The 20,878-nt window shown below is 68.9% G+C and carries 19 protein-coding genes and 1 pseudogene; 9 read left to right on the top strand and 11 right to left on the bottom strand.

Translation table 11 applies throughout. The features are described from left to right. Positions 1-3: 3 nt before the first annotated feature. The 4 genes from TNCT6_RS30830 to TNCT6_RS30815 form a co-directional block, all read right to left on the bottom strand. Positions 4-783 (bottom strand): ABC transporter permease, encoded by a 780-nt coding sequence (locus TNCT6_RS30830; RefSeq protein WP_172633106.1) that lies wholly within the window; start codon positions 781-783, stop codon positions 4-6. A 1-nt stretch (position 784) separates the two neighbouring features. Beyond that, positions 785-1,774 carry an ABC transporter substrate-binding protein gene (locus TNCT6_RS30825; RefSeq protein ID WP_141364228.1) on the bottom strand — a complete coding sequence of 330 codons (990 nt, stop codon included), beginning with the start codon at positions 1,772-1,774 and terminating at the stop codon, positions 785-787. 470 nt (positions 1,775-2,244) lie between these two features. After that, positions 2,245-3,171 carry an aminoglycoside phosphotransferase family protein gene (locus tag TNCT6_RS30820; RefSeq protein WP_141364226.1) on the bottom strand — a complete coding sequence of 309 codons (927 nt, stop codon included), beginning with the start codon at positions 3,169-3,171 and terminating at the stop codon, positions 2,245-2,247. A gap of 256 nt (positions 3,172-3,427) precedes the next feature. After that, a complete protein-coding gene (locus tag TNCT6_RS30815) occupies positions 3,428-4,060 on the bottom strand; it encodes a TetR/AcrR family transcriptional regulator (protein ID WP_141364224.1) in 633 nt (210 codons plus the stop codon). Positions 4,061-4,106: 46 nt separating this feature from the next. On the opposite strand from TNCT6_RS30815, the gene TNCT6_RS30810 reads away from it, so the two are divergent. Beyond that, complete coding sequence (locus tag TNCT6_RS30810) at positions 4,107-4,991, top strand: ABC transporter ATP-binding protein (RefSeq protein WP_141364222.1); 885 nt, start codon at positions 4,107-4,109, stop codon at positions 4,989-4,991. Next, on the top strand, positions 4,978-5,739 hold the full coding sequence (locus TNCT6_RS30805; protein ID WP_141364219.1) for an ABC transporter permease: 762 nt from the start codon (positions 4,978-4,980) through the stop codon (positions 5,737-5,739). The genes TNCT6_RS30810 and TNCT6_RS30805 overlap by 14 nt, the downstream gene beginning before the upstream one ends. Positions 5,740-6,101: 362 nt before the next feature. Here TNCT6_RS30805 and TNCT6_RS30795 read toward each other — a convergent pair whose 3' ends face one another. The 5 genes from TNCT6_RS30795 to TNCT6_RS30775 form a co-directional block, all read right to left on the bottom strand. Next, a complete protein-coding gene (locus TNCT6_RS30795) occupies positions 6,102-6,500 on the bottom strand; it encodes a hypothetical protein (RefSeq protein ID WP_141364217.1) in 399 nt (132 codons plus the stop codon). 236 nt (positions 6,501-6,736) lie between these two features. Further along, the gene (locus tag TNCT6_RS30790) at positions 6,737-7,114 is read right to left on the bottom strand and encodes a hypothetical protein (RefSeq protein ID WP_172633105.1); all 378 of its coding nucleotides are present in this window, start codon (positions 7,112-7,114) and stop codon (positions 6,737-6,739) included. A 106-nt stretch (positions 7,115-7,220) separates the two neighbouring features. Further along, entirely contained in the window at positions 7,221-7,781 is a 561-nt protein-coding gene (locus TNCT6_RS30785) for an SMI1/KNR4 family protein (protein ID WP_141364215.1), read from the bottom strand. Between the two features lie 335 nt (positions 7,782-8,116). Further along, positions 8,117-8,908 carry an SAM-dependent methyltransferase gene (locus TNCT6_RS30780; RefSeq protein WP_141364212.1) on the bottom strand — a complete coding sequence of 264 codons (792 nt, stop codon included), beginning with the start codon at positions 8,906-8,908 and terminating at the stop codon, positions 8,117-8,119. Positions 8,909-9,145: 237 nt separating this feature from the next. Then, a complete protein-coding gene (locus tag TNCT6_RS30775; protein ID WP_141364210.1) occupies positions 9,146-10,804 on the bottom strand; it encodes a penicillin-binding transpeptidase domain-containing protein in 1,659 nt (552 codons plus the stop codon). 308 nt (positions 10,805-11,112) lie between these two features. Between TNCT6_RS30775 and TNCT6_RS30770 the strand changes: the two genes are divergently transcribed. From TNCT6_RS30770 to TNCT6_RS30745, 7 genes and pseudogenes are all read left to right on the top strand, one after another. Beyond that, positions 11,113-11,814 (top strand): haloacid dehalogenase type II, encoded by a 702-nt coding sequence (locus TNCT6_RS30770; RefSeq protein ID WP_141364208.1) that lies wholly within the window; start codon positions 11,113-11,115, stop codon positions 11,812-11,814. A gap of 355 nt (positions 11,815-12,169) precedes the next feature. Beyond that, positions 12,170-12,649: an HPP family protein gene (locus tag TNCT6_RS30765; RefSeq protein ID WP_141364206.1), complete on the top strand. Its 480-nt coding sequence runs from the start codon at positions 12,170-12,172 to the stop codon at positions 12,647-12,649. Positions 12,650-12,653: 4 nt separating this feature from the next. Then, complete coding sequence (locus TNCT6_RS40145; protein WP_172633104.1) at positions 12,654-12,821, top strand: hypothetical protein; 168 nt, start codon at positions 12,654-12,656, stop codon at positions 12,819-12,821. 114 nt (positions 12,822-12,935) lie between these two features. After that, positions 12,936-14,060, top strand: coding sequence for a zinc-binding alcohol dehydrogenase family protein (locus TNCT6_RS30760; RefSeq protein WP_141364204.1), 1,125 nt, complete (start codon positions 12,936-12,938; stop codon positions 14,058-14,060). A gap of 119 nt (positions 14,061-14,179) precedes the next feature. Then, the gene (locus tag TNCT6_RS30755; RefSeq protein ID WP_141364202.1) at positions 14,180-15,565 is read left to right on the top strand and encodes a mercuric reductase; all 1,386 of its coding nucleotides are present in this window, start codon (positions 14,180-14,182) and stop codon (positions 15,563-15,565) included. A 562-nt stretch (positions 15,566-16,127) separates the two neighbouring features. Continuing rightward, positions 16,128-18,470: a SpoIIE family protein phosphatase gene (locus TNCT6_RS30750; RefSeq protein ID WP_141364200.1), complete on the top strand. Its 2,343-nt coding sequence runs from the start codon at positions 16,128-16,130 to the stop codon at positions 18,468-18,470. Positions 18,471-18,539: 69 nt separating this feature from the next. Further along, positions 18,540-18,855: pseudogene (locus tag TNCT6_RS30745) on the top strand (zinc-binding dehydrogenase); the annotation flags it as partial. A gap of 78 nt (positions 18,856-18,933) precedes the next feature. Here the strand turns inward: TNCT6_RS30745 and TNCT6_RS30740 are convergent. Further along, positions 18,934-19,635: a hypothetical protein gene (locus TNCT6_RS30740; RefSeq protein ID WP_141364198.1), complete on the bottom strand. Its 702-nt coding sequence runs from the start codon at positions 19,633-19,635 to the stop codon at positions 18,934-18,936. 497 nt (positions 19,636-20,132) lie between these two features. Next, positions 20,133-20,816, bottom strand: a complete 684-nt coding sequence (locus tag TNCT6_RS30730; RefSeq protein ID WP_141366965.1) for an epimerase — start codon at positions 20,814-20,816, stop codon at positions 20,133-20,135. Between the last annotated feature and the right edge of the window lie 62 nt (positions 20,817-20,878).

The raw sequence follows: 20,878 nt of genomic DNA, 5'->3' as shown, positions 1-20,878 counted from the left end.
CTGTCATGCCTTCCTCCCGTTGCCGGTGGCCGCGTGGTGCCAGGCCATCACCTTGTTCTCGGCGCTGCGGAAGGCGATGTTGACGGCGACGCCGAGGACGCCGGTCCAGACGCTGAGGGCGAAGAGCGACAGTCCGTCGCCTGCCGCGTTGGCCACCGCCATCTGCTGTCCCAGGCCGGGAGCGCTGACGATCAGCTCGCTGCCGACCACCACCAGCAAGGTGACCACCGTGGTGATCTGCAGCCCGGTGACGATGAACGGTCCGGCGGCTGGGACGACGACCTGGAGCAGGGTGCGGGTACGGCTGAGCCGGAAGCTGCGCGCCATGTCGAGTGAGACCGGCTCGACCGACCTCGCTCCCTCGATCGTGGAGATCAGCAGCGGCCATCCGGCGACGAAGACGGTGAGGAGGACGACCATCGACGGCTGGGCGCCGAGGAAGAGGACGAACAGGGGGATCAGGGCCAGTCCGGGAATCGAGCGCAGGAAGTTGATCGTCGACCGGGTGTAGGCCTCGAGGGCCGGTATGCGTCCGATCAGCATGCCCAGCGGGATGTTGATGGCCACGCACAACAGGAGGGCGAGGGCGGCCTGGGCGAGCGTTCTGCCGGTCTGTGCCCAGGTCCGGGCCTGGACGAGTTCGGTGGCGAGGTGGCCGAGGGCCGCCGACGCGGAGGGGAGCGATGTCTCGGGCACCAGGCCGGTACGCGAGGTCAGTTCCCAGGCCGCCAGTGTGCCGGCGGCCCCGAGCGCGCCGAGCGCGGTACGGCGTATCGACGGCATGTCAGGACCCGGGGGTGTAGGAGTAGAAGTCGTTGGGGCTGGTCCGCTTCTCCAGACCCGCATAGCGGGTCAGCACGTCCTGCAGGGAGTCGAGTGCCTTCTTGTCGACGTCGGTGCTGTAGCGCTGCATGACCGTCTTGGCCGCGATCTGCTCACTGACGTTCTCCCACAGCTTCTGGGTGATCGCCCGCACCTCGTCGGGGTGCTCGTTGGCGTAGGCGACGGCCCTGGCGAGTGCGGCCCTGAACTTCTCGAGCGTCGCGGGGTTCTTGCGGATGAAGTCGTTCTTGGCGAAATAGACGTCGAGCGGTGCGCCCTGGGGCAGGTAGTCGGTGTAGCCGAAGAGGACCCTGACCTTGGGGTTCGCGCGGGCGACCGCGGCGTTCGGCTCGTTGAAGTTGGCCGACGCCACGCGTCCCGACAGCAGGGCGCCCAACTGCTGGGCCCCGGGCATCTCCACGAGCTTGAGGGACTTCGGGTCCCCGCCGTCCTTCATGACCGCGGCGCGCAGTCCGACGGCGCCGAGGTCGTTGAGCGAGGTCACGGCCAGCGTCTTGCCCTCAAGGTCTCGGGGCCGTTTGATGGACGGGTCGATGACGTCCACGTCCGCGCCGCTCTTGCCCGGCCCCTGAGGCGTTTCGATCGAGGCGGTCTGGGCCACGACCTTCACCGGTGCCGCCTTGGAGAGGGCGCTGAGCAGCGGCGGAGCGGCGCCGAAGCCGATGTCGTACTGGCCGTTGAGGACGCCGGCCAGGGTGGCGTCGAAAGCGGTGGAGGTCTGCGGCTTCACGGTGAGCCCCTGCTCCTTGAAGAAGCCGTGCTTCTCCGCGATCAGAAGCGGCACCTGGGGTCCGATCGGGATGGTTCCCACCGTGAGGGTCTTGGTGTTCTGGGCGCCCGCGTCGGCGGCGCCGCCCGAACCGCAGGCGGCGAGTCCGGCCATGGCCAGGACCGTGGCTGTCGCCGCGAATGCTCGTTGACGGCTCTTCATGGTGGCCTCTCAGAGGGTCTGCGCGAGGAATCTGGGCCCGCGGATCCGGACTTCGCCGCGGACGGTGCCGGGCCCAACTGTGGTGACGCGGCGCCGGGTTCGAATGCCCGAGCTTCCGCAACGTGAGACGACACGTCCCTCTCGGTGGAAGGGGCGGATCGAAGCCCGAGCACATAGGTCGTATGCGAACTATCTTTAGCTAAGCCAGGCCGACAGCAAGAGTCAATAGCTGTGACCATGGGATCTGCGGGGACTCAACCAAACGCTCTGTGTACGACCTATTTCACCCTCGGAGGGTTCCCCTGGCGGGACTTTCGCCGTACGGTCGCCTTGGCTGGACGGACGTCGATCAGGTCCGGCGGATTGTTCTTCACGACACGATGTGCCCGGTCTTGGCCGGCTCGTCCTTCACCCCGGTGCGGAGGGCCCCGAACAGCGCGGTCGCCGACCAGCTTCAACTGGCGTGACACCTAGCCCAAATGAAACGGAGGAGCAAGATCCAAACGCTCCCTCAGAACACGGTCGAGCGCTGCCCGGCCTGCGGGTCCCCATGTCGGCTTGCCGCCAGGAAGGCCCTGATCTCCGTTCTGGCCCATAAGCATGAGGAACAGGCTTTTCAGAGCAGCCAGCCCGCGGGCGCGCCGGACCGTCGCCTCGTCCGCATGCGCGTACACGTCGAAGAACCGTGAGGCGGCACCCGCTGGAAGGATCACCCATGCGGCCGCGAGGTCCCAGGCCGGATCGCCGGCGAACATGTCACCGAAGTCGATCACACCCGAGAGCGTCCCATCCGCGACGACGACGTTTGCGGGATGAAGGTCACCGTGCACCCATACCGGCGGGCCCTCCCACTCGGGGGCCGCGACGGCATCATCCCAGACGGCCCGGACGACGTCGGCAACGCCGCCGGGTGCGACGGCTTGCATGAAGTAGTCGAAGCCGTCCGTGCACTTCTTGGGGTGAGCGCCGCGGTCCGAACTGGTCGGCGCCTCGGCGGGAGCCTCCACATGGAGCGCCCTGAGGAAGCCCGCCAGGGTGTCGGCCGCGTGGTCGCCGCGGCTGATCGAGGCGTGGTCCAGTGGCTCGCCGGGAACCCACGTCATGATGGTCCAGGGCTTCGGGAAACGTGCGGACGGTTCACCGATCCTCACCGGGTTCGGGACCGGGAGTGGCAGGCGCGGGGCCAGGACGGGCAGCCATCGGCACTCCTTGCGCTGGAGATCCGGGGCACGTTCCGTACGCGGCATACGCACCGCCAACTCGTCCCCGAGGCGCCACTGCCGGTTGTCCCATCCGCCCGCTACCTCGCGGATGGCCAGCCCCGCCAGGTCCGGATGCTGCTCCTGCAGCAGGTCGTGGATCAGGTCCGCGGTGATCTCGATCTCGGAGTTGGTCATGCGAAGCCACAGTACTGGGACAGGCTGAGCGGCCCTCGCTCTCCGGAAGATCTAGCCACTCAACCTTTGCCGTGAGAGATCAGCAGGCGCCCCTCCTCGGCCATACCCGCATTCATCACTCGTTCGATTTCCGGCGCCTGCCGGCCATAGGGCCTGTGACTCGTAGCGATATGACTCGTAGCGATAGTTGGCCATTCGCAGCGTTACTTGGCCACGATCACCTTCCGGGGAGCGTTTGCACCTGAAGGCGGCGCGGTCACTCCTGTTGCCGTGCGGCCGCCTCGACCAGTCGCCGGATGTCGTCCAGGTCGGCCTCGAACTCGGCGGTGAGGTCGACGGGCAGGTCCAGCCAGGGCCCGAGTCTGCTGTGGCCGGGGAGTTCACTTTCCGGGAGTCGACCGCGGCGGCTGCGCGGGTCGAGGGCGCCGGGAGCGAAGCGGCCCGAGGCTTCGGAGGCGGCGAACCCGATCACGAAGGTGCTGATCAGGCGCTCCAGCCTGGGCACTTCGGGCTCGGGAACTCCGGCTTCGATGAGGGCGGTGTAGATGATGTCCACCGCGCGCACGGCGTCCGGTGTGACAGCAGGCCGCGAAAAGAGCAGGTGTGCGGCCCAGGGGTGACGCTGGGTCACCTTGCGGCAAGCGTGCGCGAGGTCGCCCAGCCGTTCGTCCCAGGATTGATCCGTGGCGGTGTCCGATGGCAGGAGCGCGGCGAGCAGGCGTCCGACCATGCCATCCAGGAGCGCGGCCTTGTCTTTGACATGCCGGTACAACGCCATCGGTGTGACGCCGACGCGGTCGGCCAGCGTGCGCATCGAGACCGCTTCCAGGCCGTGCTCGTCGGCAATGGCCAGTGCCGCGTCCAGTATCTCTTCCCGCCTGCCACTCATGGGTCTACAGTGTAGACGTATACGGCGTAGACCCCATGGAGGCAGGATGCTCACCGCGGAGGGATTGGTGAAGAGCTACGGCCGGCGTCGCGCGCTCGACGGCTTCGACCTGACGGTCGCGCCCGGCGAGATCGTTGGCCTGATCGGGCACAACGGTGCGGGCAAGACCACCTTCGTCGAGATCGTCACTGGTCTCGTGCCTCCCGACGCGGGCCGGATGCGCATCGGCCCGCATGACGCGCTGCGTGCCGGTCGGGCCGCCCGCCGGCTCCTCGGCGTGGCCCCGCAGGAGTTGGCCTTGTACGGCAGCGTCACCGTGCGGGAGAACCTGCGGCTGCTCGCCGGACTTGCCGGGCTGCGTGGGCGGCGACGAGACACGGAGATCGCCCGGGTCCTGGACGAGCTCCACCTGGCAGCCGTCGCGGACCGGCCCGTAGGGATCCTGTCCGGTGGTCAGCGCCGCCGCGTCCAGGCGGCGACCGCCATGGTCGGCTCTCCACCGTTACTGCTGCTGGACGAGCCGACCGCCGGGGCCGACCCGGAAACCCGCTCGGCCCTGCTGGCCGCCGTCAAGGCCCGCGCCGAAGCCGGCGCCGCCGTCGTCTACACGACTCATTACCTGCCGGAACTCGTTGATCTCGACGCCACGTTGGCGCTCGCCCGGGACGGGCGCGTCATCGCGCGAGGGACCCAGGAAGAGCTCACCCGCCACCTGCCGGGCGAACTCCGGGTCACCTTCGCCGACTCGACCGAACCCGAACTGCGTCTGCCCACCACGGATCCCGGTGCCGACCTGGCAGCCCTGCTTGCCGCCGGCCGCACGCCCGTCTCCGTCGACATACGTCGCCCCAGCCTGGACGACCTCTACCACTCCCTGGAAGCCGCAGCGATCGAGAAGAAGAAGACGGAGCCCCGAGATGTCGCTGCGTGAATCCGCCACCCGCCTGAGCGTCCTGATGCGCCACAACGCGCTGCTGATGCTGCGCGAACCCGGCCCAATCCTGAGCCGGATGATCCTTCCGCTCGTCTTCATCACCCTGCTGCGCCCGCTCTACCTGGCCGCACAAGGCCGCACGGCCGGCACCGAACAGGCGGTCGTCGGCACGCTGGTCACCTTCTCGCTCCTCGCACTCAGCATCTCCGGCAACGCGATCCTCACCGAACGACTCGGCCGTACGTGGGATCGCCTGCGGGGCACACCGCTGCATCCCGCGGAGATGCTCGTCGGCAAGGCGATCCCCGTCTTCGCGGCCCTGCTCGCTCAGCAACTCCTGATCGTCGGCTTCAGCACGTGTGTCTTCGGGCTGAGCGTTCCGCATCCGTTTCTGCTGGTGGGCGTCCTGCTGAGTTGGAGTTGCACCTTGCTCGGCCTCGGTACGCTGCTCGGTGTGCTGGCCCGCAGCATGGGCGAGCTCTCGGCCGCCTTCGACATAGGTGGCATGCTGCTCAGCAGCGTCGGCGGCGCGCTCGTCCCGCTCAGCGTCCTGCCGGCCTGGGTCGCGGACGTGGCCCCGGCCTCCCCCGGCTACTGGGCTGCCCGGGGCCTGCACGCCGCCCTCGACGGCGACGCGCGCACCGCGGCGGCGGCCTGCGGCACGCTCCTCGGCGTGGCACTGATGTGCGGCACCCTCGCCTCGGTCCGGCTACAAGGGCGCGGCGGGCGGCTGGTGGCTCTCTAGGCCAGCCTCACAAACCACTGGACCCGCGCAGGAAACGCGAGCCGCCCACACGATCACCAACTCGCCATGACCCACAACCAGTTGCGTCTCTGTGGACGAGCCCCATAGCCGAGGCCGATCTGGCCGAAGGTCGGCAGACCGAGGCTGACCCATTGGGTCGGCGTGCCGCCTCGGCGTCGAGCTGCGCGAGCTTGTCCTGGGCGCCGGCGAGGCCTCACCGGCAAGCCCTCCACCTCGCCGAGCCAGCCTTCACGCTCGGCCTCGGCGACGCGGGCGATGAGATCGTCGCGGATGTCGGCGAGCCGTGCCCGTTGGGCCGGATCGGCTCGAAGGAGTGAGCATCTGACGCAGGCTTCTCCGAACTATCCGCGGACGATGTGGTCTCGGTATGCCTGGAACGCTCGCCAGCTGCTCGGGGCGTGCTTCGCGAGGAACTCGCCCTCGGAGATGTCGATGACACGGCATCGCACCGCGTCGGCGATCTCGAAGAGGGTCTGCAGGACATCGTCGCCGGCGCCGCGGACATGGAGCATGATCGAGTCCACCGGGGTCCGTGAGCCGAGGTTCAGGTGCATCGACCAGGTGGGGCCGGAGAGCCGGCCCCAGGCCGGTTCCGAGAACTCGATGCCTGGGAGACGATCGCAGAGGGCCGCCTTGACCTCCTCGTGGGTGCCGAGGGGCTCTGCCTCGAAGTCGTCCGGGAAGTCGCCGACCGACATGAACTCGGGCGGGACTGGCAGAACGAGCAGGTCCCAGCTCATGTCGCCTCCCGTGTCAGCGGTTGTCCTCGAACTCTAGCCGGAGCCCATGACGCTGCGGGCCGGTGTCCTCCCCCGAAAATCCTGTGACTCAAAAGGTCCCCCGTGGGCCTTGGCCGCCGGTATGTCAGGGGTCTGCGACAGGATCACGGTCATGACCGAACATTGATGACCTCCTGCGACGTGTCGCCATACGGGCTGCATCTGACAACGAAGAACTTCCTGCGTGTCCGGTCACGTCACCAGATGAGGACTCCGCCTCCCATCGCGAGCCCTCGCCTCGCCGCATCCTCGATCATTGTCAACCGGTCGGAGATCGCGTCCCTGTAATCCGTGGTCGTCCGCACGGGTTCTATACCTGCAACGATCTTCTCCAGGTTCTCGCGAAGCAGGAGGCACTCGCGCAGGAACGCAGGGACCTGCTCGGGATCGACCTGCAGGTCGGCGTCGGCCAGGACCGGAAAGAAGCCGGCCCCCACCGACCGCACCACTGGCGAGCCCCACACGCGAGTGCGCCAGCTCTCGAAGCCCGCGGAGTCGGAGCATCCGTCCGGAACATCCTGTAGCTGCCTCCCACCATCCGCGCCAACAACGAAGGCATCCACCGACAAGCTCATGAGCGCAGTGGATCACAGCCTTGACGGGCGGTCCAAGGGATTCATGGCCCTCGGCCGTCGCTGAACCGGCCCTCCAGCAGGTCGAGGTTCGCCGCAGCCATGCTGGTCACGCAGCGTCGTGCCAGGGCTTGTCCGCTGCCCAATGCCGGACCCAGCCCGCAAAGCCGGGCTCACCCGTGGTGAACCCGAACTGCGCGCCGAAGGGGACAGCACCGACGTCACTGATCAGCCAGACGTGTCCTCGGTGAGGTCCGGTGACGATGAGATGCCAGTTCATCGCGCACCCGTCGGTGCCGAGCACGATCGAGCCGTGGTTGTAGACCTGCTCCAGGAGTTCGTCGACATCCTCGGACGGGTCCGAGTCCTCCTCCCACATCCATGCCTCCGCCAGCGGGAACGGCTTGCCCAGCTCGCGTTCCTGTTCGTCATCGCCCCAGTCGTCGGGCAGTTCCGCCACCGACAGCAGTCCGTACTCGGGCGGCCCGGAGTGCGAACCGTCCGTTATCTCAGCGACGAAGGTCCGATACGGCTCGGGCAGCACGATCCCGTGTTCTGCCTCGAAGGCATGAACTGCCTCCCAGCCAAGAGCCGGCTCGCCTCCGTCGTCGCCGTCGAACGCCGCACGAAGCGCCGCCAGCTCAGCAGGGTCAGCTTGATCAATATTCATGGGGCATGGATACCACCCCGCTGTGACAACGCCTCGCGCGTTGCGGCACCACCACCTCGCATCCAGGCTGTGGCGGACGGGGCAGGTTCAGCGGGCTCCCGGATCACGGATTCTCATGGGCGTCATCCGAGGGTTGGCCGAGGTCGTCGAGAAGTCCGGAGATGCGGTCGGCGATGCGCTGGTGGCGTTCGCCCTCGCGTGCCCATCCGCGGGGCGTCGGCGACCGCGATCAATTCCCGCTCCCCGGTGTCGAGGCTGACGCTGTGTGGGGCGCCGTACGGGGACACGGACTCGGTCCGCTGCCGGGCCGCACGGGGCCCCTGCCCGGCGTCCGGTCAGGGAATGCGGGCCACGCCCGCGTAGATGCCGCTCTCCTCCGGTGAGGGCAGGTCCTGGTCCGCGCCGTACCACTCGGTGGCGGTGACCAGGCCCGGCGGCACCAGCTCCAGTCCGTCGAAGAAGCGGGCCACCTCCTCCCGGGTGCGGAAGCTGAGGCGGATGCCGCCCTTGGCGTACTGGGCGATCACCTGCTCCGCCAGTTCGGGGAAGAGGTCGATCGCGGCGTGCGAGAGGACCAGGTGGCTGCCGGACGGGAGTGTGTCGACCAGGCCCTTGACGATGCCGTGGGCATTCTGGTCGTCGCGGATGAAGTGCATCAGGGCGATCAGCGACAGGGCGACAGGCCGGTCGAAGTCCAGCACTTGCCGGGCGTGCCGGACTATCTCGTCCGGCTCGCGCACATCGGCCTGGATGTAGTCCGTGGCACCCTCAGGGCAGCTGACCAGCAGGGCCTCCGCGTGCCGCAGCACGATCGGGTCGTTGTCCGCGTAGACGATCCGGGCGGTGGGCACAGTCCGTTGCACGATCTGGTGAAGGTTCGGCTCGGTCGGGATGCCGGTGCCGATGTCCAGGAACTGGTCGACGCCCTGGGCGGCGAGGTAGGCCGCCGCGCGGTGCATGAACGCGCGGTTCTGCCGCGCCGCGTCCCGCGCTTCGGGCGGCAGCGTCTGGCCGACCGCCTCGTCGACGGGGTAGTTGTCCTTACCGCCCAGCAGCCAGTCGTAGACCCGCGCGGGGTGAGCCCGGCTGGTGTCGATGCGATGAGACTGCGAATGGTCCGTCGTCATGGCAGACTCCGTCGTCCGGGAGGTGGGGCTCCGCCGCCTTTTGATCATCGTACTCGGTGGCGTTCCGGGCCATATGCCGAACGGAACGGCGAGGGCGTGCCGTTCAAGGCCGGGGCCGCACTGCGCGCATGGGCCAGAGCTTCTTCTTAGCAGCTGAGCGTCGTTGACGTCCCGAGACGACAACTCCCCTGTGCCAACCGTGACTTCCCGGCTGTCGGCGAAGGTCCTGAGGATGAGTCAGTTCGCGGTCAGCAGCGGACGGACGACGTAGCCGGCGGAGTCGACGCCGGAGCGGCCGCCTACGACCAACGCGGCCACGGCGATACGGGAGTTGTACGCGGTCAGCCAGCCGTTGGTGCTGTCGCCCTCCTCAGCGGTGCCCGTCTTGGCGCCGACGCCGGCCAGCCCGCCCAGGCGCGGAGCCGCGGTACCGCTGGTGGCCACGCTGCGCATCATGGATTGCAGGTATCCGGCCGTACGGGCGGAGATGGGCCGCGGCGCGGTGTCCTGGTGCTGGCCTGGCAGGATGATCGGCTGCTTGAAGCCGGCGTTGCGCACAGTGGCCGCCACGGACGCCATGAAGAGCGGCGTGGCCGCGACCTTGCCCTGGCCGATGAACTGGGCTGCCTGGTCGCCGCCCTGAACGTCCGGCGGAATGCTCGGGTCGGTGGTGGCGACCCCGCCGCCGATCGACCAGCTGCCCATGCCGAACACGTTCACAGCCTCGTCGTGCAGAGCGGAGGCATCCCCGTCGTGCACCAGGTAGCGGAAGCCGTCCTTGATGAAGGAGGTGTTGCACGACACGGTGAACGCCTGGGCGATGGTGGCGTTGGCGTCGGCCCTCACGCCCGAGTCGTTGTGGAAGGACTGGCTGTTGGCGATCAGAGAATCCGTGCACGGGGCAGGACTGCTCGGGGTGAGGCCCACCTGGTCGAACAGGGCGGCAGAGGTGATGATCTTCATGGTGGAGCCCGGCGACTTGATGCCGTTGACAGCGATGTCACCGTCCGCGCCCGTGTGGGCGATCGCGAGGATGTGGCCGTTCCTCCAGTCGAGCGCCACCGCGCCGGCCGCCCTCTCCCCCAGGTGATCGTCCTTCACGGCCCCCTCGGCCACGGCCTGGAGGCGCGCATCGATGGTCGTCCTGATCACCGGGGCCTTCCCCTTGGAGAAGACCTGCAGCGTCTCGACGCCCGCACCACCGGCGTCGACCACGGCCACACCAGTGCCGGTGCTGCCACCGGTGGGCGTGGCGTTCTCGCGGATGGTCGCCGTGATGTCCTGTAGCGAGCGGAACGTGGCCAGGTCCGTCTTCCCATCGCTGGCGACGACCCTGGCGGTGGTCGCGTCGGCGGGAAGCGCGCCTGCGGTCAGCGACTGGTCCTCGCCCAGTCCGGGGTAGAGCACCGAGTTGTTCCAGTGCACGGCCATCTGGCCGCCCGTGCTCTGCACCACCGCCACAGCGCTCGAGTAGATCCAGGTTCCGCCCGCCACCTGGGCCGTGACGAGGAAGGTGACCTTGGTGGCGCCTGGCGTGACCGTCGACCGACCCACCGCAGTGACCTGACCGAAGGTCAGCTTCTTCAGGTCCAGTCCGTCGGTGTACATCTGCAACGCCCGCGCGGCCGTGTCCGGCGCGTCGGTGTCGCTCGCCGCGCCGTCGAGGTGCTGCTTGGACCAGCTGTCCAGGAACGCCCGGGTCAGCTTCACGGCCTTGGCGTCCGACGGCGGTGAGGCTGATACGGCCGCTGGGTCGACGGACTGCCCGGCCTCGGCCCGACCGCCGCCCGCAGCTCCGGAGGTCAGCCCATGCACGATGTTGTACGCGCCGATTCCCCCCGTGACGAGCAGCGCCGTGCACGTACCGGCAATGCCGATCTTCACAGCTCTGTTCATGCGATGGATCATATGTTTGCTTCGCGCTGTGCAGGCACCGGCTTTCGATAGATCGTTATCGGACCGTCAAGCCGCGACCAACGTGATCGCCCGGACAAGTCCTGGTACGGGTGAGTGACAAGGCACAGAGATGCGTGGCGCCCTCATGTACGGTCGCCCACCGCATCGCTCGCACCACATACAGTCGATGGCGTCTTTGCGGGGAGTTCTGGTAAGCCCGCGCGGCTCTCAGGCGCCCGGATTGGCCACCCCAAAAGCTATGGCGGCGGTCCACCTCTTCTGCCCCATGTATGAAGGAAGACCCAGTTGTGCCTGAGCGACCGATGGTAGTTTTCGACGTCAACGAGACCCTGCTCGATCTGGACTCGCTCCACCCCACCTTCAACAGGATTTTCAACGACCCCGCCGCCCTGCGCCTGTGGTTCGCCAACCTGATCACCTACTCTGAGGCGCTCACGCTCAGCGGAGCGTACGTTCCGTTCACCGACATCGGCGGTGCCGTGCTCCGGATGCTCGCCGCCACACGCAACATCACAATCAGTGGCGCCGACAGTGCCGAGCTGACAGACCGGTTCGCCACCATGCCGCCCCACCCCGAAGTCCCAGCGGCCCTGCGCCGACTCCACGACCACGGCTTCCGGCTGTTCACACTCACCGACAACACGCTGGAGATCTCCAAGCGGCAGCTGGAGCGGGCGGGCGTGATCGACCTGTTCGAGCGGCGCTTCAGCGTCGACGCGACCGTGCGACGTCACAAGCCGGCTCCAGAGGCCTACCACACAGTGGCCGGTGCACTCGAAGTCGAGCCTGGCGACATCTGCCTGATCGCGTGCCACGTCTGGGACACGATCGGCGCTGTGGCGGCCGGCTGGCAGGCCGCGCTCATCCTTCGGGAGGGCAACGCGCCACTCGACGTCGGCCCGCAGCCCAACTACGTCGGGCAGGACCTTGATGCGATCGCCGACCAGCTGATCGAGCGGTATGGCGCTCACGGCCCGGATCACATGTGACCGCTATGGGCGGGCGTTGACCTCGATTCGTCAGCAGGGTCGGGGAGCTGACCGGGTCGGCGGTTGGCCCTCATGTCTTCTGCCGTCTGAGGGCGGGCTGCCGCGTGACGCTGCCCACTGCCCACTGCCCACTGCCCACCGTCAGGCCGTTGACGGGAAGAAATGCAGAAGTCCGGCTGGATTGCCAGTACCGCAACGACACTCCGTGACGTGTAAGACGGCCCGTCGTTGATCACTCCGTGGTGAGACAGGTAGCCGGCCGGCCCTCGAGTGGGGTGGATGACTTCGTCATCGGGAAGCGCTTGGGCGGTGAGGACCGCTGAGGACCCGGCTGCTGGCGGGGGGACGGCTCTTCGTGCTGGCCGCCGCGCTGCTCACCGCGACCGGCGTCATCGGTCATCTGATCGGGCTGATGGTGCTCACCACGACGGTCGGTCCCACCGCGTATCTTCTGCTGGCCCACCCGGATACCGAGGCCGCTCAGGTGCGCAGCGCCCTGCTGGGCCACGCGGCGGCGACCGTCAGCGGACTGGCCTGCCTCGCAGCCTTCGGACTGTGGCGGCGCCCCCCGATCGTCGAGCAGCACGCCGACACTCTGCCGCAGATCGGCGCCCAGGCTCTGGGGGTTGGCCTGACGCTGCTCGCCCTGGTCGTGCTCGACGCCCACCACCCGCCGGCCGCCGCGACCGCCCTGATGATCACGTCCGGCATCGCCCGACCCGGCTTGCCGCTGTTCGGCATGCTCACCGGCCTCGCCATCGTGATCACGTCTGCGGTCGCACTTGCCAAGATCCCGTGGCTCCGCGAGCGCACCCGCCGGGCCTTTCACGACTGAGCTTGTGGTGGATGTGGCGTCGCCGGAGGCGCGGGCCGCTGCCTGCTTCTGCCGCGAGCGGTTCGCCGACGCGGTGAAGCGGATCGGCCTGTGCTCGAACGCCGGCCGGATGACGGTCGGCGCCGCCCTGGCCGCGTTCGGCACCTCGCCTCCTGAATCCAAGGTCACCTGACCGCCGTCCCACTGGCGGCACCACGCAGGCCCGTGACAATCGGAAATAGGGATTCGGGGACAGCTTCGGGTGGCGGGTCTGCCCTTCCCTGAGCGGCTGCGAGGAGGCGATGCCATGAAGCAGGCTGAGACGATTCCGGAGACGTTTCTCGGCGTCGGTTACACAAGAGACCGAGCTGGGCTGCCGCTCGAGGCGGTGCGTGTTCCTGTCCGGCAACCGGCAAACGACCAGGTTCTGATCCGCGTCGCCGCCTCGTCGCTCAACCCACTGGAGTACAAGCTGGCCGACCTCAATTTCATGGGACGGACGCCCCCGGTCGCTCTCGGTCTCGACCTGGCCGGCGTGGTGGTCGCCGTGGGGCCTGCTGTGAGTGGCGTGGCCGTCGGCGACGTGGTGGCCGCCATGGCCGACTTGAACGGCGATGGCGGCTGGGTCGCAACCGGCGCGGGCGGAGGCGACGTCGGCTATGCCCTCACACAGCGGTTCCTCACGGCTCGCAAGCCACCGTCGCTGGGCTTCCGCGATGCGGCGGCGCTACCGATGGCCTTCCTGTCCGCTTTCGCGGGTCTTTACCGGGCGGTCCAGGCCGGTGACTCGATCTATGTCCCGGGCGGCGGGGGCGGTGTCGGCCATCTGGCCGTGCAGATGGCGGCGCGTGCTCTGGGGGCCGGACTGGTCATCAGCAGCGGCAGCACGCCGCAATCAATCGCGCTGGCCCGGCAGTCCGGCGCCCACCATGTCTTCGACTACAAGCGCGACGACATCCCCGCCGAAATCGCCCAGCTCACTGATGACCAGGGCGTTGACCTCGTCTTCGACGCCACCTACAGCGAGCACGGCTTTGTCGAGACCGCGAGGACCGTCCGGCGAGGCGGCAGCTGGATCGTGCTCGGCGTCGGCCCCGGCAGGACGACGCGCTTGGTCGAAACACAGAGCCCGGTGGATGCCATGCTGGCCGAGCGCGGCGCCAAGCGGGTCGACGTCAATCTGCTGCGCTACTTCTCCGAACCCGCCACGCTCGACAGCGAGGCGCGCGCCTTTCTCCAACGCGGGATGGCTCTGGCCATGGAGTGGGCGACGCAGGGACTTGTGGTCCCGCACATCGGCCGGACCATCGACAGCACCGTCGAGGCAATCAGTGCGGGGCTGCAGTCGCTGAAAGCGGGCCATGGCGTCGTGGGCAAGGTGGCGGTGATCGTGGATCACGACCTGGTCCGGGACACTTCTTCCGACCGCTGACAACACCGGCCAAACAGCCACCCACGATCGCGCCCGCGCTCCGTGCAATGCGAAGCCACGGGACAGACCCACCGAGCACTCTGAGTGCACATATGTAAGCATAGAGTTACCATCTCGCTGTGGCAGACGAGAGCTATGACGTGATTGTGATCGGGACCAGCCAGGGCGGCCGGTTCCTCCCCGTCGATCTGGCGAAGGCGGGCAAGAAGGTGGCGCTTGTCGAGCGCGACCACCTCGGCGGCGTCTGCGTGAACACCGGGTGCACCCCGACGAAGACGATGGTCGCCAGCGCGCACCTCGCCCACCTGGCACGACGCGGCACGGAGTTCGGCGTGCGGACTGGTCCGGTGTCGGTCGACCTCGCCGCCGTGCGGGAGCGCAAGCGTGCGATGGTCGCGGGTGCGCGGGAGAACTACGCGAGCCGCCTGGCGCAGGACGGGCTCCACCTCATCGAAGGCGAGGCCCGTTTCACGGGGCCCAAGACGATCGAGATCGCCATGAGGGACGGCCGGACGCAGGAGATCAGCGCACCGGTGATCGTCATCGACACGGGCACCAGGCCCAAGCCCCTGGCGATCGGCGGCGCCCAGAACGTCCCTGTCCTGGACTCAACGTCGATCATGGAGCTGGGCACACTCCCCGAGCACCTGATCATCCTCGGCGGCGGCTACATCGGGCTGGAGTTCGGGCAGATGTTCCGCAGGTTCGGCAGCGAGGTCACGATCGTCCAGACCCGCCCGCGCCTGATGATGAGAGAGGACGATGACGTCTCCGACGGGGTCGCCACCATCTTGCGCGATGACGGGATCACGGTCCTGACGTCGACGACGCCGGACCGGATCGAGGAGGCCGACGGCGGAGTGCGGCTGACCGTTCGCACGCCGGACGGCGAACAGCAGGTCGAGGGCTCCCACCTGCTGTCGGCTACCGGCCGCGTCCCCAACACGGAAGCGCTCGCGCCGGCGGCGGCCGGCATCCGGCTGCGCGACAACGGCTTCATCGAGGTCGATGAGCATCTGGAAACCTCCGTCCCCGGCGTCTACGCCATGGGCGACGTCAAGGGCGGCCCGGCCTTCACCCACCTTTCCTACGACGATTACCGGATCCTCCACGCCAACTTGCTGGGCCACGAGAAGGCGAGCACCCGGGACAGGATCGTCCCGTACACCGTGTTCATCGATCCGCAGCTCGGCCGCGTCGGCATGACCGAACGGCAGGCCAGGGAGCAGAACCGCGAGGTCCGCGTCGCGAAGCTGCCGATGAACGCCGTCATCCGTGCCCTGGAGACCGGGGAGACACGCGGGTTCATGAAGGCCGTCGTCGACGCGCGCACACAGCAGATCCTCGGCGCCGCCGTGCTCGGCACGGAAGGCGGCGAGATCATGACGATCATCCAGGTCGCCATGCTGGGCAAGCTCCCGTACACCGCGATGGCCAACGCCGTCTTCACGCACCCGTTGCTGGCGGAGGGCCTCAACAGCCTCTTCATGACGCTCGACGCCTAGTGCTGTGGCCGGAAAGGTTTGCCGGGAAGCTCGCGGCGTCCGGCGCGGTGCCTCGCAAGGCGGAGCATTGCCCGCGTACTGGATGTACTCGGGTGATGCGACAACGCGGCGTGGGGGTACCCCCGGCCGAAGGCTGGGGGAGTGCCGTGCCGGGCGTCGCGAGCCGGTGAACCTTTCCGGTCACAGCACTAGCCAGTACCGCAACGGTGCTTGCCGCTCCTCTGGCCGGCGAGAAGGCCGGCCACGCGAGCCCGGACCGTTCAAGGGCGGGCCACCCTGGTGGTCGGGGACGTCATGGGGCACGGCATCGCGGCAGCCGCAGCAACTGCTCGGGGGCAGCTGGACACCGGTCTGGGGGACCTTCCCGGCACACCCCTGGCCACCTGCACCTGCGTGGCCTGCGACCCGGCGGCCGACATCGGAACAGCCTGTTTCGGGATGCCAGTGGGACATGTGGGCGGGTTGAATGGAAGGCAAGCCGCCACTGTGCTCGGGGGTGAGATAGACGAATGCGAATCCTGTAGCCGACGTCGCCGGGCGACCGAGGAACGACGCAGCGGCAATGGTGCTGAACAACCGCGGGACGGTACTGGCGTGCACACCCGCTGTCGAGGAGTTGCTCGGCGTCGGGGTCAGGGAGCTGATCGGCAGGCCGTTCGCCGAGCTGCTCGCCGAGCCCGGCGGCGGGCTGCTCCCCTCCGGCGGCCCCGCACTGCTGCTCCACCGCGGCGGCCGGCCCGTGGAGGTCCGGCTGGAGGTGCTGCCGCTGAATGGCGGTTCCGAGGCCCAGTGCCTGGTACGGGCGGTACCGCTGACGACGGCCGCGGATCGGGAGCAGGACGACGCGCTGGTGCGAGCGCTGTTCCGGCAGACCGATATCGGGCTGGTGCTGTATGACGCCGATCTGCGGATCGTGCGGACCAACCAGCAGCCGGACGTCGTCGGCCTGGTCGCCGGTACCCGTGCCGGGCCGGGCGGTGTGACCCTCGACGAGGTGCTCGTGGCGGCGGACGCCGAGGCCGTCGGGCAACGTCTGCGCCGGGTCGCGGAGACCGGGAAGCCGGTGACCAACGAGGTGTTCCGGACGCGCCGCCGACGGGCGCCCGAGCAGGAGCGTGTCGTCTCCCTGTCGGCGCTGCGTCTGGAGGACCTGGAGGGCCGTGGCACCGGGGTCGCGGTCGTCTTCAGTGACATCACGGACCGGGAGCAGGCGGAGCGCGGACTGGCTCTCCTGCGCGGGGCGGAGAAGCTGCTGCTGGGTTCGCTGGACATCGTCCGTACCGCCGAGGGACTGGCCGGGGTGCTGGTGCCCGAGTACGCCGATCTGGCGGCGGTGGATCTCGCGGAGGCGGCGCTGGTGGGCGAGGAGCCCGCCGACTACTCCCTCGGAGCTCCGCTGCGGCGGGTCGCGGTGGCCGCCAGGAACGGCGTCTGGCCGGCCGAACTGCTCCCGGTCGGGGCGTCGCTACGAGTCCGGGAACCGGAGAAGGAGTTCGTCTACCGCCGAACCGCCCTGGCCGTGCCGGACCTCTCCGAGCTGCGGGTCGCGCTGGCGGACGAGATCGAGGGACGCCGCCGGGTGCTGCCCGACGCCGCGAAGTCCCTGCTGCTGATGCCGTTGCGGGCGCGGGGACTGCTGCTGGGGGCAGTGGTGTTGTGGCGCGGCGACGACCGGCTCCGTTTCGATCAAAGCGACGCGGAGCTGGGCGCGCGGATCGGCTCCCGGGCCGCCATCAGCCTGGACAACGCACGGCGATACGCCCGCGAGCACCGCACTGCGGAGGCTCTGCAGCGCAGTCTGCTGCCTCAGGCGGTCGTCCGGGTGAGCGCGGCGGACACGGCCGGCTCCTACGTACCGGCCGGATCCATGACGGGGATCGGCGGGACCTGGTTCGACGTGATCCCGCTGTCCTCCTGCCGAGTCGCCTTCGTCGTGGGCGACGTGGCGGGGCACGGCGTGGAGGCGGCAGCGGCCATGGGACGGCTACGGACGGCGGTGCAGACCCTCTCCGACATGGACCTGCCACCGGAGGAGCTGCTGACCCACCTCGACGACCTGGTCATCCGGCTATCGGCGGCGGAGGCCACGGTTCCGGGGTCGAACCGCGGGCAGGGCACCGTCCTGGGCTCCACATGTGTGTACGCGGTGTACGACCCTGTCACCGCGGTGTGCACCATCGCCAGTGCGGGCCATCCGCCGCCGGTCCTGTCCGTTCCCGGGCAGCCGGGGGCCGGCTTCGCGGCGGTCAGGCCGGGGCCGCCGCTCGGGGTGGGCGGTCTGCCCTTCGAGCCGCGGGAGTTGGCCATGGAACCGGGGGCGATGCTCGCCTTCTGCACCGGCAAGCTGCTGGCGCACGATGAGGACGGCACCAACAGGCGGCTGCGGCAGCTTCGCGAGCAGGTGGACGCCGCCGTGGAGGAGGACCGGTCGCCTGCGGAGACCGGACGCACCGTGCTCCGGCATCTGCTGCCCGAGGCGCCCGACCATGACGTGGCGCTGCTGATGGCCCGGCTGCATGTCCTGCCCCCGGAGTCCACCGCCACCTGGGAGTTCCCGGCCGACCCGGAGGCGGTGGGCCGGGCCCGGGAGATGGTGACGGCGCAGCTGAGCGCCTGGCAGCTGCCGGACCTGTCGTTCACCACGGAGCTGATCGCCAGTGAGCTGGTGACCAACTCCATCCGGTACGCGGGCGGCCCCGTCGGCCTGAGGCTGATCAAGGACCGGGTGCTGATCTGCGAGGTCTCCGACCCGAGCCAGACCCAGCCAAGGCTGCGCAGGGCCCGGCTGACCGACGAGGGAGGCCGCGGACTGTTCCTGATCGCTCAGCTGTCGCAACGCTGGGGAAGCCGCTACACCCACCACGGCAAGACCATCTGGACCGAGCAGCCGCTGCCCACGGACTGACACGCCGGGGAAGGGGCCAATCCCTCAGAGAGGCCGCACACCGCCGGGCGACGGTGTCCCGTCCCAGCCCTGGTGGCGGCCGGGCAGTGCACCAAGGTCGACCCGGCCGCCGCCCCGACCGCCGCAGGGCTGCTGGGCTGCCGGGCTGCGGCGTGATGACCGGGCTGCGGCGTGATGGCCGGTCTGCGGGCCGCGATCAACACCGGGCGACATCGCCTTCGGCGACTCGGTCGCGGTCATCGGCTGCGGCGGAGTCGGCCACGCGACCATCGCCGGTGCCCGGCTCGCCGGCGCCTCGAAGATCTTCGCGGTGGACCTGGAAGACCGCAGACTGGCGCAGGCCCGTGCCCTCGGCGCCACGCAGGCGCCCCCGCGACGAACGAGTTGCAGGCCGCCGCCCTTGACGGGCCGTCACGCCCAGTCTGCGGGCTAGGCGAGCGGCCGGCGGCACAGCCACAGCCCTTCAGGCTGCTTTGCGGCGTTCCTCTGGCCAGAGCGTTGGGGGCCTGCGCCGCATGGGTGGGTACAGCGTCACCGCCGCGCACGCCACGAGTACGGCGGGAGGCACGAACCACCACGGGATGCCCACCCAAAGTGCCAGGAGCCCCACCCCGAAGCAGGCACCGAAGATCGTCAAGAGGATCCGCGCGCCGTACGGGTCCCAGGTGAAGGGCTCGTGGGAACCAGGCCTGACAAGGCGTACCGCGCCGAACACCAGCATCTGAGCCGCGAGGAGCGCGGCGAGCATGCCTAGGGCGGCGTTCATCTGGAGCTCGTCCCGGGGTACATCACTGGTGTTCTGTTCGACGCCGTCCTTGTCGAGCACCACGATGTGGCGGCGCCAGAGGGTGGCGGTGACCTGATCGCCCGGCTCCAGCCGCTCGGAAAGCGGCCTCTGGTCTGTGAAAGACACGACTCCCTGCCAGGAGTCCTCGTCCTTCAGGGTGGCCTCGTAGAGGTGGAACCTCGTGCCGGTCTCCTCCGTCTTCACGACGGTGATCTGCCAGGTACTCAGGCAGTTCTCCTGCACCTGTGCCGTCGCTTGAGCGGGGCAGGGCCCGGCTGCGCGGTAGCCCTGGAGTTGCTCCCCGTTGGACGGCAACCATGCAGTGAACGCGAGGTAGCAGAGCACCGCCAGTGCCGAAGACATCAGGATCAGCACCACGCCTGTGAACCGCGTCCGGCCCGGTGACTTCCGGCTTGCACTGTCCTTGTTCGGCTGTCTGCCCGCACTGTGAGCCATCGCCCGCGCTGTCATCGGCTCCCCCCAATCCTTGATCAGCCAGAGTCAGAGTACGACGAGGCCGGACCGCCCCTTCCGGATGCGGGGGACGGGCCCGCCCACACCGCAGCGCCAGTTGCTCCCCCGCAACCACAACGGGCGGCGCAGTCTGCTCGGGCCCTCTTGGCGGCGTAAGCGCTCTGGTGGCGGCCGCGCAGCCCACGCCGAGAACGGTCACACCTCCGTCGCCGTCGGCACCTACCTCGACAGCGGCAAGAGCATGTACCTCCATGGGGAGGACAAGCCGGTGTGGCCCCGCGGACGGGGGATGCCGCGGGGCCACACCGGCACGGTAGCGCGACACAAACCCGAAGTCCCGCGTGCCGCACCGGTTGCCTCCTGAGAAACCGCCCTTCTCGCCCCTCGCAGCTGGGGTCGGTCTATGCGGCGGTCCCGCTGTCGCCGCCCAGCCGGTTGATCTCCGGGCTGTACAGGATCCGCTGTTCGACCGCTCCGGGGCGAGTGACGGCGAGCATGGCGCGGCCGATGTGTTCGGTGGTTGTGGTGTGCCCGGGAGAGAGGCGGTGCAGCAGCGGGTAGAGCCAGGAGGTGAGGCCGTAAAGGACGCGGTACACCGGGGTCCTGGAGACTGCTCCGTGGCGGGGACGAATATAGGCGGGGCGGAACATGTACGCGTCCAGTGGCATGGCCAGCAGGGCGTTCTCGGTGCGGCCCTTGACGCGGGCCCACATGGTCCGGCCGTCTTCGCGGCTGTTGGTGCCCTCGCCCGAGATGTAGGTGAAGGTCAGTGCGGGGTTGGACGCGGAGACGGCACGTGCGGCGGCGAGGGTGCAGTCGTAGGTGATGCGGGTGTACTCGGCCTCGCTGCGGCCGGCGGAGGAGATGCCGAGACAGTAGAAGCAGGCGTCGTGACCGGCCAGTTGTCCGGAGATGGCGGACAGATCGGTGAAGTCCTGGTGGATGACTTCCCGCAGCTTGGGATGGCTGATGCCCAGCGGGCTGCGGACCACCACCAGCACACGCGTGACAGCGGGGTCGAGGAGACAGGCGCGCAGTACGCCCTGTCCCATCATGCCGGACGCGCCGAAGATGACGACTTTCACAGACAAGCTCCAGATAGAGGGTGGAGGTTCACGTACTGGGCGAACTCCTCGGTGGCGGCGCC

Source organism: Streptomyces sp. 6-11-2, assembly GCF_006540305.1.
Lineage (GTDB): Bacteria > Actinomycetota > Actinomycetes > Streptomycetales > Streptomycetaceae > Streptomyces.
This window is presented reverse-complemented; position numbering and strand designations above follow the sequence as displayed.

Excerpts from the sequence above, each read along its gene's own strand:
- TNCT6_RS30830 (WP_172633106.1), bottom strand. The coding sequence starts at position 783 with ATGCCGTCGATACGCCGTACCGCGCTCGGCGCGCTCGGGGCCGCCGGC.
- TNCT6_RS30775 (WP_141364210.1), bottom strand. The coding sequence starts at position 10,804 with ATGAACAGAGCTGTGAAGATCGGCATTGCCGGTACGTGCACGGCGCTG.
- TNCT6_RS30760 (WP_141364204.1), top strand. The coding sequence starts at position 12,936 with ATGAAGCAGGCTGAGACGATTCCGGAGACGTTTCTCGGCGTCGGTTAC.
- TNCT6_RS30810 (WP_141364222.1), top strand. The coding sequence starts at position 4,107 with ATGCTCACCGCGGAGGGATTGGTGAAGAGCTACGGCCGGCGTCGCGCG.
- TNCT6_RS30805 (WP_141364219.1), top strand. The coding sequence starts at position 4,978 with ATGTCGCTGCGTGAATCCGCCACCCGCCTGAGCGTCCTGATGCGCCAC.
- TNCT6_RS30750 (WP_141364200.1), top strand. The coding sequence starts at position 16,128 with ATGGTGCTGAACAACCGCGGGACGGTACTGGCGTGCACACCCGCTGTC.
- TNCT6_RS30825 (WP_141364228.1), bottom strand. The coding sequence starts at position 1,774 with ATGAAGAGCCGTCAACGAGCATTCGCGGCGACAGCCACGGTCCTGGCC.
- TNCT6_RS30820 (WP_141364226.1), bottom strand. The coding sequence starts at position 3,171 with ATGACCAACTCCGAGATCGAGATCACCGCGGACCTGATCCACGACCTG.
- TNCT6_RS30795 (WP_141364217.1), bottom strand. The coding sequence starts at position 6,500 with ATGAGCTGGGACCTGCTCGTTCTGCCAGTCCCGCCCGAGTTCATGTCG.
- TNCT6_RS30815 (WP_141364224.1), bottom strand. The coding sequence starts at position 4,060 with ATGAGTGGCAGGCGGGAAGAGATACTGGACGCGGCACTGGCCATTGCC.
- TNCT6_RS30780 (WP_141364212.1), bottom strand. The coding sequence starts at position 8,908 with ATGACGACGGACCATTCGCAGTCTCATCGCATCGACACCAGCCGGGCT.
- TNCT6_RS30790 (WP_172633105.1), bottom strand. The coding sequence starts at position 7,114 with ATGAGCTTGTCGGTGGATGCCTTCGTTGTTGGCGCGGATGGTGGGAGG.
- TNCT6_RS30785 (WP_141364215.1), bottom strand. The coding sequence starts at position 7,781 with ATGAATATTGATCAAGCTGACCCTGCTGAGCTGGCGGCGCTTCGTGCG.